Consider the following 14,266-nt stretch of genomic DNA (forward strand, 5'->3'; position numbering starts at 1 on the left):
CTTTCCGATCACCCAGTGACATATTTTTAATATGATATGACTATATGATAATTCTGATTGCGCGATAAAGTACAGGGTGCCTTTTGGCATGTTTTTCATCGTTGGGGATATAGGGCTCATTTTTGGGTGAGGTATATCTACCGCGACACAAGGGCTCTTGTCGGAGGTGCTTTCACAGGTTTTCCGCGATGAGGATTTCTATTCGGATGCGTTCTTGTGAGGCTAATGTCTCGCGGTTTTCGCACTGGGCCCTGAGGGTTCGGACCGCGCTGCGCACAATGTGTCCTGGATCCTGATTAATTAGTGCATCAAGTGTATTTGCGCGCAGTGCCTGCTCTGTCGAGGGCGTGCGTTCGTGGGCAATTGTGACGATTTTTTCTTTACCGCGCAGGCTTTGGGCGAAGCCAATTGCGACGCGTGCTTCGGAACCCATGATGTAAAGTCCAACAATGTCTTTGTGGGCCGCAAAGGCATTCGTCAGGACAAGGTTTGTCCGTTCCGGGGTGCCATGGGTTTCAAGTGTTGGCAGTGCGTGGAATTGAGGATAGCCACGGCTCATTATCCGATCAAAGCCAAGGCGACGCTCCAGGCTGTCACGGGACTGCATTGTCTCAGCCAAAACCAGGATCGAACCCGCGGTGTTGCCAAGGAAGCGCGCCATGAGGCGCCCGGCCGTTGCCCCCGCGGCGATGTTGTCTATCCCGACAAAAGACTGGCTGTCTTCTTCCTGCTGGTTGGATATGAAGGCCACAGTCTGGATGCCCCGTTCTCGCATGCGATAGAGCGCATCGCGAATTTGTGGGGTTTCAGGGGCCATGATGGCGATACCATCATAGTCATTGGCTGACAGGCGAGACAGTGCTTTGGCCGCTTGATGCGGATCATGTTCATTGATGCGAACAACTTTTGTTTCGATCATTTCCGCCCGGCTGGCCTGGCCGAATTCGCAAATGTGCTTGATGATCACGTCGAGGAATTCGTCGCCTGAGCGCGGCAGCACGAAACCAAACCGGTATCCCTTTTGGCGGGCCAAAGTGGCTGCGACCTGATTTCTTTGAAACCCGATGCGTTCAATTGCCGCGTTGACGGCGTCGACGGTTTTCTGTCTGACCCCGGAGCGTCCATTGAGTACGCGATCTACCGTTGCAAGGCTGACGCCGGCCGCTTTGGCAAGGTCTTTGGTGGTCGGTCTCATCTGTTTTCAGGCCCAAACCGGTTTCATTTTTCAGTGTTAGCTTCAACTATTTAGCGTGTGATCGCAAGAGGTATGAGGTGCGTAACTCATAAATTGGTCTTTTTGAGGTGCGTACCTCAAAAACTTGTGGTAGAAGTGCTGCTGTCGCTGAGAAGCTGCGACGTTCCAAAGGGAGGAAAAAACAAAATGAAATCGACATATATGATGACGGCAGTGGCGTCGGTACTCGTTGCCGGTTCGCTTCCGACAGCGGCTGCTGCAGAAGATCTTACGCTATGTTGGGCTGCATGGGATCCGGCAAATGCGTTGGTTGAGCTGTCCAAAGACTTTGAAGTCCAAAGTGGCCACAAAATGAGTTTTGAATTTGTGCCGTGGACGTCATTCGCGGACCGCATGCTCAATGAGCTTAATTCCGGTGGTCAGTTGTGTGATCTGATGATTGGTGACAGCCAGTGGATCGGCGGCGGTGCAGAGAACGGTCACTATGTGAAGCTGAATGAGTTCTTTGATGCCAACGACATCGATATGGCTGATTTCATTCCGGCCACTGTGACCGGATACGCCGAATGGCCAAAGAACACGCCGAACTATTATGCATTGCCAGCTTTTGGTGATGTGGTCGGCTGGACGTACCGCAAGGACTGGTTTGAGCGCCCGGAAATCCAGGAAGCTTTCCAAGCGAAATATGGCCGCAAACTTGGTGAGCCAGCGACACTTGAAGAATTAAAAGACATCGCACAGTTCTTCCAGGGCCGCGAAATTGACGGCACGACTGTCTATGGGGCTGCGATCTATACCGAGCGTGGTTCTGAAGGCATTACCATGGGAGTGACGAACGCACTCTACAACTATGGCTTCCAGTACGAAAATCCAGACAAACCCTATGATCTTGAAGGCTTTGTAAATTCCAAAGGTGCCGTATCAGGCCTTGAGTTTTACAAGGAGCTTTATGAGACCGCAACACCGCCGGGGTCATCGAACTGGTACATGAGCGAAGACATCGATGCTTATAAGTCGGGTCAGGTAGCTCTTCAGATGAACTTTGCCTTTATCTGGCCAGGTGTCGAGGCAGATCCAAATGTGGGGGGAGGTAAATCGGGATATTTTGTTAACCCGAAAGGCCCGGCAGGGCACTTCGCCCAGCTTGGCGGGCAAGGAATTTCGGTTGTTGCCTATTCCGAGAAGCAGGACGCCGCACTGGAATATATCAAGTGGTTTGCTCAGCCTGAAATCCAGTCGCGTTGGTGGGAACTTGGTGGTTACTCTGCGTTGCGCGCTGTGGTCGAGGATCCGGGTTTTGCGGATAGTCAGCCTTATGCGCAGACCTTCCTCGACAGCATGGCCATTGTGAAGGACTTCTGGGCCGAGCCCGCCTATGCCGATCTGCTTTTGTCGATGCAAGAGCGTGTCCACAACTTTGTCGTTGCTGGTGAAGGCACCGCAGAGGAAGCGCTGGATAGTCTGGTCAAAGACTGGACCGAGGTCTTCGAAGACGAAGGCAAGCTCTAGGTCTCCTCCCTGTCTGAGGTGACTGGTTCTGGACCGGCCCCGGTTATGCAGTAATGGATGCCGGGGCCATACTTCCGACCATGTGAAGACCGTGCAGCAGCGGCTGCATGGCTAAGGGCATCCATATGAATAATATTCCGATCGAGAAGATCGCCAAGGCCACGCCTGATACCGTGGCCCAGCATATTCGCGGCCTGTCGGACCGAAGCATTGCGTGGATTTTCGTGGCACCAACGATTTTTCTGCTGCTGGCGGTTAACATTTTTCCACTGATCTGGACGATCTGGCTCAGCTTTACCAACCATCGGGTCAATCGTCCCAATCGGGATGTCGAATGGGTCGGTTTGCGCAACTATGAACGTATCCTGTCTGATCCTGATATTTGGAACACGATGCAGGCGACGGCGCATTTCCTGATCTGGACCATTATTTTGCAGGTTCTGATCGGTTTTATGCTTGCCTTCCTGATTAACAAGAAATTCAGAGGTAACGATCTTTGGACGACGATCATCGTCTTTCCGATGATGTTGTCTCCGGCAGTTGTCGGGAATTTCTGGACCTTTTTGTATCAACCGCAAATCGGCCTGTTCAACTATGTGGTCGCCTTTTTTACCGGCGCGGACCCTGCAAGCTTTTCGATGATTGGGGATGTGCATCTTGCGCCATGGGCGATTGTCATTGCGGATACCTGGATGTGGACGCCCTTTGTGATGTTGATCTGCCTGGCGGGACTGCGGTCCATTCCAAACAGCATTTACGAGGCCGCAGAGTGTGACCGTGCTTCCAAGTGGCGGCAATTCTGGACGATCACTATTCCCATGGTTTTACCGTTCCTGATGCTGGCGGTTTTGTTCCGGGGGATTGAGAACTTCAAGATGTTCGATCTTGTGGTTCAGCTTACTGGTGGGGGCCCCGGAAACACGACGACACTGACGTCAATCGACTTAAAGCGCGAAGCTTTTGAAAAGTGGCGGACCGGATATTCTTCTGCTTATGCAGTGATTTTGTTCGTGACTGTTTTCGGCCTTGCATCGATCTACGTCAAAGCGCTGAACAAGGTAAAAGAAAGATGAGTTTTTCTGTTACAGAACCGAACAAGGGGACCAAGTGGTTCGCCGGGGTCCTTGTTGTCGGCTATGCGTTAATAACCATTGCCCCGTTGCTGTGGATCATCGCGACAGGGTTCAAATCCCCTGCTGACTCTATTTCCTACCCCCCGAAAGTGGTTTTTGATCCGACGCTGGAAGGATATGTGAATCTCTTTACCGATCGGACCCGTGCGACGGCAGACATGCTGGAGGCCGAGGGTGAGCCACAGACTTGGTACGAGCGGATCGTGCGTGAACAAGGCACGGTTATCATCGGTCCGTCTCGCTATGGCGAGCGGTTTCTGAACTCGATTATCATCGGATTTGGCTCGACCGCATTATGTATGGTCCTTGGCACGGCGGCCGCTTACGCCTTTAGCCGTTTTCGCGTGCCACTCAAGGACGATCTGCTGTTCTTTATTCTGTCGACCCGGATGATGCCGCCGATTGCCGTGGCCATTCCGATCTTCCTGATGTTTCGCAATCTTGGCCTGAATGACACGCATCTGGGGATGATCCTGCTTTATACGGCAGTGAACCTGTCATTATCGGTCTGGCTGCTGAAGGGGTTCATCGACGAGATTCCGGTCGAATATGAAGAAGCGGCATTGATTGATGGCTATACGCGGTTTCAGGCTTTCTACAAGGTAGTGTTGCCACAGGCGGCGACGGGGATTGCGTCTACCGCGATCTTCTGTCTGATCTTTGCCTGGAACGAATATGCGTTTGCTGTCCTGCTGACCTCTGGCACGGCCCAGACGGCCCCCCCCCTTCATCCCGACGATCATCGGCGTGGGCGGTAAGGATTGGCCTGCTGTTGCTGCCGGTGCCACGATTTTCCTCGTTCCCGTCATGGTCTTTACGATCCTGCTGCGCAAGCATTTGCTTCGCGGGATCACATTCGGAGCGGTACGCAAATGAGCGATTTCATGAACGGATTGCTGCGGCTGCGCCGTGGTCCATGGGAAATGGTGGCTTCAATCCTTATTGCCTTGGGTGTTGTCATGCTGATGCAGCCCGTTGCGATCACGCTTTACACCTATTCCTTTATCATCACGCTGACCGGAACAGTAATGTTCATTGTCGTCAGCCACTTCCCGGAGTGAACCCATGGCACAGATTAGAATTGAAAACGTGCGCAAGGAATTCGGGGCGTTCACCGCGGTTCAATCCTCGACTTTTACGATTGAGGATGGTGAGTTTTTCATGCTGTTGGGGCCATCAGGCTGCGGCAAGACGACGACCCTTCGGATGATGGCGGGGCTTGAGCTGCCGACCAGTGGGCAGATTTATATTGATGGCGAAGAAGTTGGCCAAAAACCCGCCAGTCAGCGTGATATCGCTTTTGTTTTTCAGATGTTTGCGCTCTATCCGCATATGAATGTCCGCGGAAACATCAGCTATCCGCTGAAAAGCCAGAGGATGAAGGCATCTGAGGTGAAAAAGAAGGTCGATGAGGTGGCCGAGATTCTTGGCATCACCGATATCCTTGATCGACCTGTGGGTGGTTTGTCCGGCGGTGATCGCCAGCGCGTGGCCCTGGGGCGTGCAATCGTGCGCGACCCGAAGGCCTTCTTTATGGATGAACCGCTTGGTGCGCTTGATGCCGAGTTCCGCGAACATATGTCCGAAGAACTCCGCGCATTGCACGACAGGATGGGGGCGACGACTGTTTACGTTACCCATGACCAACTTGAAGCGATGCAGATGGGGGACAAAATCGTCGTGATGAACCACGGTGTTGTCGAACAGTTCGGTGTTCCGCAAGACATCTATGACTGGCCCGCGACAAAGTTCGTGGCGCAATTCATTGGTTCTCCGCCGATGAACTTCCTTGATTTCAACGGGATGATTGGTATTGGCGGAACTGAAGTGCGGGTGAACGATGTTGTGATGCCTGTTCCCAGAAGTATTGAAGGCGCAAATGGCCCGATAACTTTTGGGGTTCGTCCGGAACATGTAAAACTTGAAGACAGCGCGCCTTATCGCGGCCGGGTGATCGCGACAGAGTATCTTGGTACCACCCAGATCGTTACTTTTGACACGCCGAATGGCCTTCTTAAGGCCAGAGTTGCAAGTCATGAAGTGGTCAATACCGGGCAATCGATTGGTCTTCGGTTTGATCCACGGACGATCACATTGTTTGACGCTGAAAAAGGGGGCGCTTTGCGCTCTGAGGCAAATGAGGGAGTGCTGAACCATGGCTGAGGTAAGCTTGACAGGTGTCACCAAAAGCTTTGGGCCGGACGTCGCGCTTGATGATGTGACGATGACGATACCCGATGGCTCATTTGTTGTTCTTCTGGGGCCGACCGGTGCGGGTAAAACGACAACCTTGAGGATGGTTTCCGGACTTGATGCGCCAGATCGCGGTCAGATCAGTATTGACGGGCGTGACATGGCCGGGCTTACACCGGCCCAAAGAAATGTTGCGATGGTTTTTCAGCAATATTCGCTTTATCCGCATATGACGGTGCGTCAGAATCTGGAGTTTCCGCTGAAATCGCCGATCCTGAAAACATCGCCGGATCAGGTCAAACGCAAGGTTGGCGAGATTGCAGATATCCTCCAAATTACCCATAAACTGGATAACAAGGCGACTGAGTTATCGGGGGGAGAGATGCAGCGCGTGTCCATCGGGCGTGCGCTGGTGCGCAAACCGTCGGTCTATTTGATGGATGAACCGCTTAGTTCTTTGGATGCCAAGCTTCGCGCGGATCTTAGGGTCGAGTTGAAATCTATTCAGGCCGATTCTGGTGCAACGCTGCTTTACGTCACACATGATCAGATCGAGGCCATGACCATGGCGACCCATGTGGGGGTTCTGGACAGGGGGCGTTTGGTTCAGTTCGGTTCACCGCGCGAGATTTACGAAGACCCGGTGAGCATTTATGCCGCCAGTCGTCTGGGGCAGCCCCGGATTAACGTGTTGCCCGCCAATGTTTTCGCGGGCGCACCGACAGGGGCCGAACAAATTGGATTGCGGCCCGAGCAGATCATTCAGGGCGAGGGCGAGGATAGTTTTGTACAAAGGGTTGAGCATCTGGGCGATCAGACGCGCCTGCACCTGACCTTTAAGTCACATGACATCATCACTGTCACAAATGCACATACCGAGCTGAGAACGGGCGATATCGTCAAGATTCGCCCCAATAAACCACTCTACTTCGGCGCCAACGGCGCTCGGGTGGCCTGAGGGAGAACAACATGGCTCAATTTATAAACGATAAAGAAGCAACTGTAACCGAGGCCATCGATGGCGTGATCAAAGCTTCCGGTGGCAGGTTGGCAAGGCTTGATGGATATCCGCACATCCGTGTTGTGGTTCGCAACGATTGGGACAAATCCAAAGTCGCGATTGTATCTGGTGGCGGCTCGGGACACGAACCGGCACATGCCGGGTTCGTCGGCGCAGGTATGCTGACGGCTGCCGTGTGCGGTGATGTCTTTGCCTCACCATCGGTCGATGCCGTTCTTGCGGGTATTCTATCCGTGACCGGCGCGGCGGGCTGCCTGCTGATCGTAAAGAACTATACTGGTGATCGACTGAATTTCGGGCTGGCGGCGGAAAGGGCGCGCGCCTTTGGACTGAAGGTTAATATCGTGATTGTGGATGACGATATTGCGCTGCCGGATCTTCCTCAACCGCGCGGGGTTGCAGGCACGCTTTTTGTTCACAAGATCGCTGGCGCCATGGCCGAAAGCGGTGCTTCGCTTGAGGATGTCACGGCAACCGCCGAGCGGGTGATTGAGGGCACAAAGTCCATTGGTATGTCGCTTGATACCTGTACGGTGCCAGGATCACCCAAAGAAAACCGCATTGGTGAAGGCAAGGCCGAACTGGGCCTTGGTATCCACGGGGAAGCGGGTGTGCAGCAGATCGACTATCACAACGCCGAACAAGCCATGGCGGCGGTCACCGCCAAGCTTGCCGCCGTGATGGACAGCAAACCTCATGTGGTGTTGCTTAATAATCTTGGCGGTACATCGGTACTCGAGATGGCGATCCTGACAAATGATCTGATAAAATCCTCTATTGGCAAGAACCTGAAAATGATCGTCGGGCCAGCGGCGATGATGACTTCGCTTGATATGCGCGGCTTTTCGGTCTCGGTATATCCGCTTAGCGCAGAGGACCACGCCTGGCTGTCAGCGCCTTGCGCGCCATCGGCCTGGCCGGGGTGCGTGCCGATCAAGCCGGTTAGCGTCATCGAACTCCCCGATGGATTGACCCCGATCCAGCCGATCGCGTCTGAACATACACAAACGGCGGCCTTTTTGACCAAATGCTGCCAAATCCTGATCGACGCCGAGGTCGATCTGAATAGGCTCGACGCAAAGTCGGGTGACGGAGATACGGGGTCGACGTTGGCAGGTGCTGCGCGCGCCCTGATCGGAGCACTGGATCGCCTTCCTTTGGCCGATCACACGCAGCTTTTGCGCGCAATCGGACAAGAGTTAAGCCAGACGATGGGGGGATCCTCTGGGGTTCTGCTGGCAATTTTCTTTAGCGCAGCTGGGGATGCTGCCTCAAGCGGTCGTGCCATGGTTGCCGCCCTTAAAGAGGGGCTTGAGCGCATGCAGCAGATTGGTGGGGCCCAATTGGGGGACCGGACAATGGTGGATGCATTGAAGCCCGCGCTGGACGCGCTTGAGGTGAAAGGCATAGCCGAAGCTGCAAGTGCTGCACGCAAAGGGGCCATTCATACCTCGACCATTGTCAAGGCCAAGGTGGGGCGGGCATCCTATATCAACGCTGAACAGCTTGAAGGCCATATCGACCCGGGGGCAGAGGCCGTTGCCCGATTGTTCGAAAAGCTGATCGTTTAGGCCGATAAAGGTCCTGAAACCAAGATGCCGCCAGCCCAGTGCTGGCGGTGTTGGGCCTTTTTTGATAGCGCGCCGCTAAATTCTAAGCAAGTAACTAAAACCACAAACCCAGCCGGTAGGCAGTTTTAGGGTTTTGTTACGCTTCGGTTGTAGTCTGGCATCTAACACTACTTTTCCTCGATATGTCACTGAGAGCTTGGCTTCTGACCATATGCTGTTCGTGCGCCGGGCAGATGAACCTTGAATTTGTACGCCTGACGGCGATCCGAGTTATGGGTGACCTCAAGACAATTAGAGGGACCAGATGCGTTTGGCGTTGTGCCGGCTGAATGCGGTGCGTTCTGTTTCTGATGCGCTGGCAATCAGTGCCTGTGTTGCGGCCATCCATTGGTCGAGAGAAGAATTCAGCGTGCAAACCGGGCTGTCAGACCCCCAGACCACGCGGTCCCAGCCAAAGGTTTCAATAATATGTTCGACATAGGGGCGTAGCGTATCAAGCGTCCAGTCGGGGGTCGTATATGCGGAAATGCCAGAGATCTTTGCGTTTACGTGCGGGCGTTTGGCAAGGGTTCTGATTGATTTTGCCCAATCGTCATAACCGCCACCTGCGATATCCGGGACGCCACAATGGTCAAGAACGAAGATTGTGTTGGGGCATGCGTCTGCAAGGTCAATTGCCAGATCGAGCTGACGCTGACTAACGCAGATGTCAAATGGCAGGCCCTTTTTACCGATTTGCTGGACATTTTCCCGAAAATGGTCGCTTTGCGATACGTCGTCGGGGACGACGTGTAGTACTCGCCGGATGCCTTTGATTACTTTGGGGTCAAGGTGATCGAGGAAGGCTGTGAAGCCTTTTTCCTCGGGGCGAGCAGATGATATCGCCCCACGGATCAAGCTTCCCGGGCGCGCCATAAGTTCCGCGACGAAGGCGTTTTCCGTCTCGATATCGTTAGGTGCACAATCAACTTCCATATGCAGGGTGCCCTCTATCCCAACGCGTTTGGCTGTGGTTTCATACTCTTGGTATGTCCAGTCTCGGTTGAGTTCGGGGGCGTCTTTTAACCACGGATAGGAGATGCGGTTCCGTTCAACGAGGTGCAGATGAGTATCGATGAACATGGGTTTTCCCTCCTCTTCCGTGTCGTTTTCGTTGGTGTTGCGGTCAGGTTCGAGTGCCCGGCTTGAACAAGTTCACCTTTATTCGCGTCTTAGGTGATTTCATTGGGGAGTTCAACTTGACTCTCCAGCGAAGTCAAGTTTAAATATAAAAGATGATTCCGAATATAAAAACTGCACTAAAAAACAGCAGGAGCCTCAGTCGGTCGGAAAAGACCGTTCCATTAGGGAGGATACAATGAAAACGTTTTTGAGCGGTGCATCCTGTGCCGTACTTGCCACAGCAGCCGTAACCACGATTGTTGCCGTAACGGGCATCGCGCAAGCGGGTGAATTCGATGGGATTACCATCGAAGCCAAATTAATCGGTGGCCAGCAATATGAGGCGCTTTATGCCCGCATTCCCGAATGGGAAGCTGCGACAGGTGCAAAAGTCGACATCATATCGAAGAAGAACCATTTCGAACTGGACAAGGAATTTAAATCCGACATCGCAGCCAGAACGACTGACTGGTGCGTTGGTTCGAACCATTCGTCTTTCGCGTCCCAGTATGCATCGCTCTATACCGATCTCAACGGGTTTATAGGCAAGGATGTCGTGGACGAATTTGTGCAGGCCAATATCAAGGCCGCAACGTTCGACGGGAAACTTGTCATGTTGCCGCGTGCGCAGTTTGACGTATCCGCACTTTATTATCAGAAAGATCTTTATGAGGATGCCGCACGCGCAAAGGCCTTTGAGGCCAAATACGGATATCCGCTTGCGGTTCCGGAAACTTGGGCGCAGGTGAAAGATCAGGCGATCTTCTTTGCGGATCCGCCGAATTTCTACGGAACCCAATATGCCGGTAAAGATGAAGCCATTGTTGGCCGTTATTACGAAATGGTCGTGGCCGAAGGCGGCCAGCTTTTCAATGATGATTTTTCGCCAGCCTTTAATTCCGACGCAGGCAAGCGTGCGCTTCAGTGGTTCGTTGATCTTTATGATGCGGGGGCAGTCCCGGCAGGGACGACGAACTATTTATGGGATGATCTTGGAAACGGGTTTGCTTCCGGGACGATTGCACTCAACCTTGATTGGCCGGGCTGGGCTGGGTTCTTTAATGACCCGACAGCCTCGAAGGTTGCGGGAAATGTCGGTGTTGCACCGGCACCTAAAGGTTCAGCAGGTATTCGTACCGGCTGGTCAGGATTCCACGGTTTTTCTGTGACCGAGGATTGCGCCCATAAAGAGGCTGCGGCCTCTCTCGTCGAGTTTTTGACCAACGAAAACAGTCAGAAGCTTGAAAGTTCGGCCGGGCCGTTGCCGTCCCGGACCGCTGTTTGGGATTATATCTCGGAGCAGGCCAAAGACGATCCTTACCGCGCCGAGGTTCTGGCAGCATTCAAGGAAACGGCTGCGACCGCATTTGCGGTGCCGCCAACGTCCCTTTGGATTGAAGCGACGAACCTTATCTATCCAGAGCTTCAGGCCGCCATTCTTGGTGACAAAACGGTTGATGAGGCGCTTGCCGATGCCGCAGAGGCCGTCGACGATCTGATGCAGGAAGAAGGCGTCTACTAAGTCGTATCAAAAAAAACGGGCGGCGATCACCCATTACGCCGCCCGACCATCCTTTGACCCAAATGCACGGGCCATCCGTGCCGATTCATGGGACATCCTGATGAAGCGATTGAAGCTCCCGCCGTGGTTGGTACTTTTGTTACCAGCCATACTGATCCTGTCGGCCGTCGTGCTGATCCCGCTTGTTTTGTCACTATATTCGAGTTTCACGTCTTACCGGCTCACCCGGCCAGACAGCATTTTTAACTGGGTGGGATTATTCAACTACGAAAAAGCCGTGACGGATGCAAAGTTCTGGGCGGCGTTCGGGCGGACTGTTCTTTTGCTGACGGTGGCCCTTAATCTTGAGATGCTTCTTGGTCTGGGACTTGCGCTTATGGTGTCAAAAGTCACGCATGGTCAGCGTCTTTTGCGCACGATGATGATGTTCCCGATGATGTTTTCGCCAATTCTGGTTGGCTTTCAGTTCAAGTTTATCTTCAACGACAACGTCGGTCTTGTGAACAACGCGCTTCAGTCGCTCGGTATCACTGACAGGGCGATCCCCTGGCTGGTTGACGCCGACCTTGCAATGTTCTCGATTATCTTTGCCGAAGTCTGGACCGCGACTTCGGTATTCGGAATTCTCATTCTTGCGGGGCTTTATGCGATCCCGAGGGACCCGCTTGAAGCAGCAAAGGTCGACGGTTGCACGTCTTGGCAATCGTTCAGATATGTCACGCTGCCGTTCTTGATGCCTTTTATCTATATCGCGATGGCGATTCGGTCGCTTGATGTGGCACGGGCCTATGACATCGTACAGGTCATGACCAATGGTGGGCCTGCGCGGCGTACGGAACTGTTGTGGACGCTGATTGGGCGGACTGGTTACGTCGATGCCCGTATGGGCTATGCAAATGCGATGGGATACATATCCATCTTTCTTGCGATTTTCTTCACCGTCTATTTCTTTAAAAAATTGACGAAATCCCGCAAAGAACTTGGGATGGGGGCGTAAATCATGGCGAGAAATTTTAATCACCGTATCCGTCGTTACACCTTTAAGGCGATGCATTTTTTCGGTCTTTTCCTGGCAATGATGGTGCTATGCGTGCCGGGGTTCTGGATCGTTTTGAACTCTTTTCGCCCGACTGTGGAAATAATGGCCAAACCGCCGGTCTGGATTCCGAACGAGCTAAATCTGGATCATTACCGTGCGATGTTTGGCGGGATCGGAGAGGGCGGCGTGCCTGTTCTGACCTATTTCACGAATTCGTTGGTGATTTCGGTTACATCGACGGTCATTGCGATTTTGATCGGTATGGCGGGGGGATATGCCTTTGCACGCTATAAATTCAAATTTAAGGGCGGGATATTTGTTGGTTTGATGATTACGCGTGCGGTGCCGGGCGTCGCGTTATCATTGCCATTATTCATCATCTTTGCCCGTGTCGGTATCATCGACACGCATATTGGGATGATTATTGCCTATGTGGCACTGAACGTGCCCTTCACGGTGTGGCTTATCGACGGTTTTTTCCGTCAGATCCCCCCCGAGCTGGCCGAAGCCGCCGAGATCGATGGTTGTACCCGTTGGCAAGCTTTTTGGCGCGTCGAGTTTCCTGTAGCGCGCTCTGGAATAGCCTCGGCTGGTATCTTTGCCTTTCTTACTTCCTGGAACGAATACGCGTTGGCTTCTCAGCTGACCCGCTCCACGACGTCGAAGACGATGCCTGTCGGCCTTCTCGATTTCACTTCGGAATTTACCCTCAATTGGGGGGGGATGTGCGCGCTTGCGGTGTTGATGATTATCCCCGCGCTGATCCTCACGTTCCTCGTGCAGAAACACCTCATTGCCGGCCTTACCTTCGGCGGCGTGAAAGGATAACAAAATGGCTCAGGTCCATCTTCGCAATGTGGTTAAGAAATATGGCGTGCTTGAAGTTGTGCATGCCATCAACCTTGATATCGCCGACAGTGAATTTGTCGTGCTGGTTGGTCCATCAGGTTGTGGCAAGTCCACGACACTGCGCATGGTCGCAGGGCTTGAAGCGATTTCTGGCGGGGAAGTTCATATTGGGGGGCGTGTGGTTAACGATCTTCCCCCGCGAGAACGGAACATCTCGATGGTGTTCCAGAACTATGCGCTCTATCCGCATATGAGTGTACGTGAAAATCTTGGGTTTTCGCTTAAGATTTCCAAGCGTTCGCAGGCTGATATTGACAAGGCAGTGGATGAGGCCGCCGAAATTTTGTCGCTGACACCGCTTTTGGATCGCAAGCCGGGTGCTTTGTCGGGTGGACAGCGCCAGCGTGTCGCCATGGGGCGTGCGATTGTGCGTCATCCGGAAGTCTTCCTTTTTGACGAACCACTTTCAAACCTTGATGCGAAACTGCGTACCCAGATGCGGGTCGAGATCAAGAAGCTGCATCAAAAACTGAAATCGACAATTATCTATGTCACCCATGACCAGGTCGAGGCGATGACGCTTGCCGACCGGATTGTGATCATGCGGGATGGCCATATTGAACAGATCGGAACACCTCTTGATGTGTTTGAAAACCCGGTGAATACCTTTGTGGCGACGTTTATTGGTTCGCCGCCGATGAACCTTCTTGATGGCGTCGTGAAAGAGGGGCAGATCGAGTTCGGAGACGGGACATGTTTGGCCGTTCCCCCCGCTTATTCCACATATGATGGGCAGGCTGTCACGTTCGGCGTGCGCGCGGATAATATTATGCCGGTTGGGCATGCTCTGCCACGTGGTGAACATATGGCCGAGGTGGAGATGACGGTTGACCTGACAGAGCCACTTGGCACTGAAACGCTGCTTTTCACTGTGCTTGCAGGGACAGAAGTGCAGGCCAAAATGCTGAACCCGCGCCCGGTTCGAAGCGGAGAGCGCATGACCTTTCAGATCATGCTCGACAAGTGTCATCTGTTTGATGCCGATACTGGCGCTACACTTAAGAAGTGAGATT

The 14,266-nt window shown here is 53.2% G+C and carries 13 protein-coding genes; 11 read left to right on the top strand and 2 right to left on the bottom strand.

The genetic code is table 11. The features are described 5' to 3' along the window. Positions 1 to 172: 172 nt before the first annotated feature. A complete protein-coding gene (locus TALK_RS03185) occupies positions 173 to 1,195 on the bottom strand; it encodes a LacI family DNA-binding transcriptional regulator (protein ID WP_085615820.1) in 1,023 nt (340 codons plus the stop codon). Positions 1,196 to 1,381: 186 nt separating this feature from the next. On the opposite strand from TALK_RS03185, the gene TALK_RS03190 reads away from it, so the two are divergent. From TALK_RS03190 to TALK_RS03220, 7 genes are all read left to right on the top strand, one after another. Continuing rightward, entirely contained in the window at positions 1,382 to 2,704 is a 1,323-nt protein-coding gene (locus tag TALK_RS03190) for an ABC transporter substrate-binding protein (RefSeq protein ID WP_085615821.1), read from the top strand. Between the two features lie 125 nt (positions 2,705 to 2,829). Further along, positions 2,830 to 3,777: a carbohydrate ABC transporter permease gene (locus tag TALK_RS03195; protein ID WP_085615823.1), complete on the top strand. Its 948-nt coding sequence runs from the start codon at positions 2,830 to 2,832 to the stop codon at positions 3,775 to 3,777. Further along, on the top strand, positions 3,774 to 4,595 hold the full coding sequence (locus tag TALK_RS03200; protein ID WP_211274763.1) for a carbohydrate ABC transporter permease: 822 nt from the start codon (positions 3,774 to 3,776) through the stop codon (positions 4,593 to 4,595). Before TALK_RS03195 ends, TALK_RS03200 begins: the two co-directional genes overlap by 4 nt. 114 nt (positions 4,596 to 4,709) lie before the next feature. Then, positions 4,710 to 4,898, top strand: coding sequence for a hypothetical protein (locus tag TALK_RS03205; protein ID WP_085615825.1), 189 nt, complete (start codon positions 4,710 to 4,712; stop codon positions 4,896 to 4,898). Positions 4,899 to 4,902: 4 nt separating this feature from the next. Beyond that, positions 4,903 to 6,000 (top strand): ABC transporter ATP-binding protein, encoded by a 1,098-nt coding sequence (locus TALK_RS03210; RefSeq protein ID WP_085615826.1) that lies wholly within the window; start codon positions 4,903 to 4,905, stop codon positions 5,998 to 6,000. Continuing rightward, positions 5,993 to 6,988: an ABC transporter ATP-binding protein gene (locus TALK_RS03215; protein WP_085615828.1), complete on the top strand. Its 996-nt coding sequence runs from the start codon at positions 5,993 to 5,995 to the stop codon at positions 6,986 to 6,988. Before TALK_RS03210 ends, TALK_RS03215 begins: the two co-directional genes overlap by 8 nt. A gap of 11 nt (positions 6,989 to 6,999) precedes the next feature. Continuing rightward, complete coding sequence (locus TALK_RS03220; protein ID WP_085615830.1) at positions 7,000 to 8,622, top strand: dihydroxyacetone kinase subunit DhaK; 1,623 nt, start codon at positions 7,000 to 7,002, stop codon at positions 8,620 to 8,622. Between the two features lie 291 nt (positions 8,623 to 8,913). Here the strand turns inward: TALK_RS03220 and TALK_RS03225 are convergent, their stop codons facing one another. Next, a complete protein-coding gene (locus TALK_RS03225) occupies positions 8,914 to 9,744 on the bottom strand; it encodes an amidohydrolase family protein (RefSeq protein ID WP_085615832.1) in 831 nt (276 codons plus the stop codon). Between the two features lie 235 nt (positions 9,745 to 9,979). Between TALK_RS03225 and TALK_RS03230 the strand changes: the two genes are divergently transcribed. The 4 genes from TALK_RS03230 to TALK_RS03245 all read left to right on the top strand — a co-directional run bounded on the left by TALK_RS03230 (position 9,980) and on the right by TALK_RS03245 (position 14,262). After that, complete coding sequence (locus tag TALK_RS03230) at positions 9,980 to 11,305, top strand: ABC transporter substrate-binding protein (RefSeq protein WP_085615834.1); 1,326 nt, start codon at positions 9,980 to 9,982, stop codon at positions 11,303 to 11,305. Positions 11,306 to 11,405: 100 nt separating this feature from the next. Beyond that, positions 11,406 to 12,302 (top strand): carbohydrate ABC transporter permease, encoded by an 897-nt coding sequence (locus tag TALK_RS03235; RefSeq protein WP_085615836.1) that lies wholly within the window; start codon positions 11,406 to 11,408, stop codon positions 12,300 to 12,302. 3 nt (positions 12,303 to 12,305) lie between these two features. Then, a complete protein-coding gene (locus TALK_RS03240; protein ID WP_085615838.1) occupies positions 12,306 to 13,172 on the top strand; it encodes a carbohydrate ABC transporter permease in 867 nt (288 codons plus the stop codon). 4 nt (positions 13,173 to 13,176) lie between these two features. Then, complete coding sequence (locus tag TALK_RS03245) at positions 13,177 to 14,262, top strand: ABC transporter ATP-binding protein (protein ID WP_085615840.1); 1,086 nt, start codon at positions 13,177 to 13,179, stop codon at positions 14,260 to 14,262. The last annotated feature ends 4 nt before the right edge of the window (positions 14,263 to 14,266 follow it).

The organism is Thalassospira alkalitolerans, assembly GCF_002115745.1.
Classification (GTDB): Bacteria; Pseudomonadota; Alphaproteobacteria; order Rhodospirillales; family Thalassospiraceae; genus Thalassospira; species Thalassospira alkalitolerans.

Bases quoted from the DNA above. Each gene is read 5' to 3' on its own strand.
- TALK_RS03185 (WP_085615820.1), bottom strand. From the start codon at position 1,195: ATGAGACCGACCACCAAAGACCTTGCCAAAGCGGCCGGCGTCAGCCTT.
- TALK_RS03190 (WP_085615821.1), top strand. From the start codon at position 1,382: ATGAAATCGACATATATGATGACGGCAGTGGCGTCGGTACTCGTTGCC.
- TALK_RS03195 (WP_085615823.1), top strand. From the start codon at position 2,830: ATGAATAATATTCCGATCGAGAAGATCGCCAAGGCCACGCCTGATACC.
- TALK_RS03200 (WP_211274763.1), top strand. From the start codon at position 3,774: ATGAGTTTTTCTGTTACAGAACCGAACAAGGGGACCAAGTGGTTCGCC.
- TALK_RS03205 (WP_085615825.1), top strand. From the start codon at position 4,710: ATGAGCGATTTCATGAACGGATTGCTGCGGCTGCGCCGTGGTCCATGG.
- TALK_RS03210 (WP_085615826.1), top strand. From the start codon at position 4,903: ATGGCACAGATTAGAATTGAAAACGTGCGCAAGGAATTCGGGGCGTTC.
- TALK_RS03215 (WP_085615828.1), top strand. From the start codon at position 5,993: ATGGCTGAGGTAAGCTTGACAGGTGTCACCAAAAGCTTTGGGCCGGAC.
- TALK_RS03220 (WP_085615830.1), top strand. From the start codon at position 7,000: ATGGCTCAATTTATAAACGATAAAGAAGCAACTGTAACCGAGGCCATC.
- TALK_RS03225 (WP_085615832.1), bottom strand. From the start codon at position 9,744: ATGTTCATCGATACTCATCTGCACCTCGTTGAACGGAACCGCATCTCC.
- TALK_RS03230 (WP_085615834.1), top strand. From the start codon at position 9,980: ATGAAAACGTTTTTGAGCGGTGCATCCTGTGCCGTACTTGCCACAGCA.
- TALK_RS03235 (WP_085615836.1), top strand. From the start codon at position 11,406: ATGAAGCGATTGAAGCTCCCGCCGTGGTTGGTACTTTTGTTACCAGCC.
- TALK_RS03240 (WP_085615838.1), top strand. From the start codon at position 12,306: ATGGCGAGAAATTTTAATCACCGTATCCGTCGTTACACCTTTAAGGCG.
- TALK_RS03245 (WP_085615840.1), top strand. From the start codon at position 13,177: ATGGCTCAGGTCCATCTTCGCAATGTGGTTAAGAAATATGGCGTGCTT.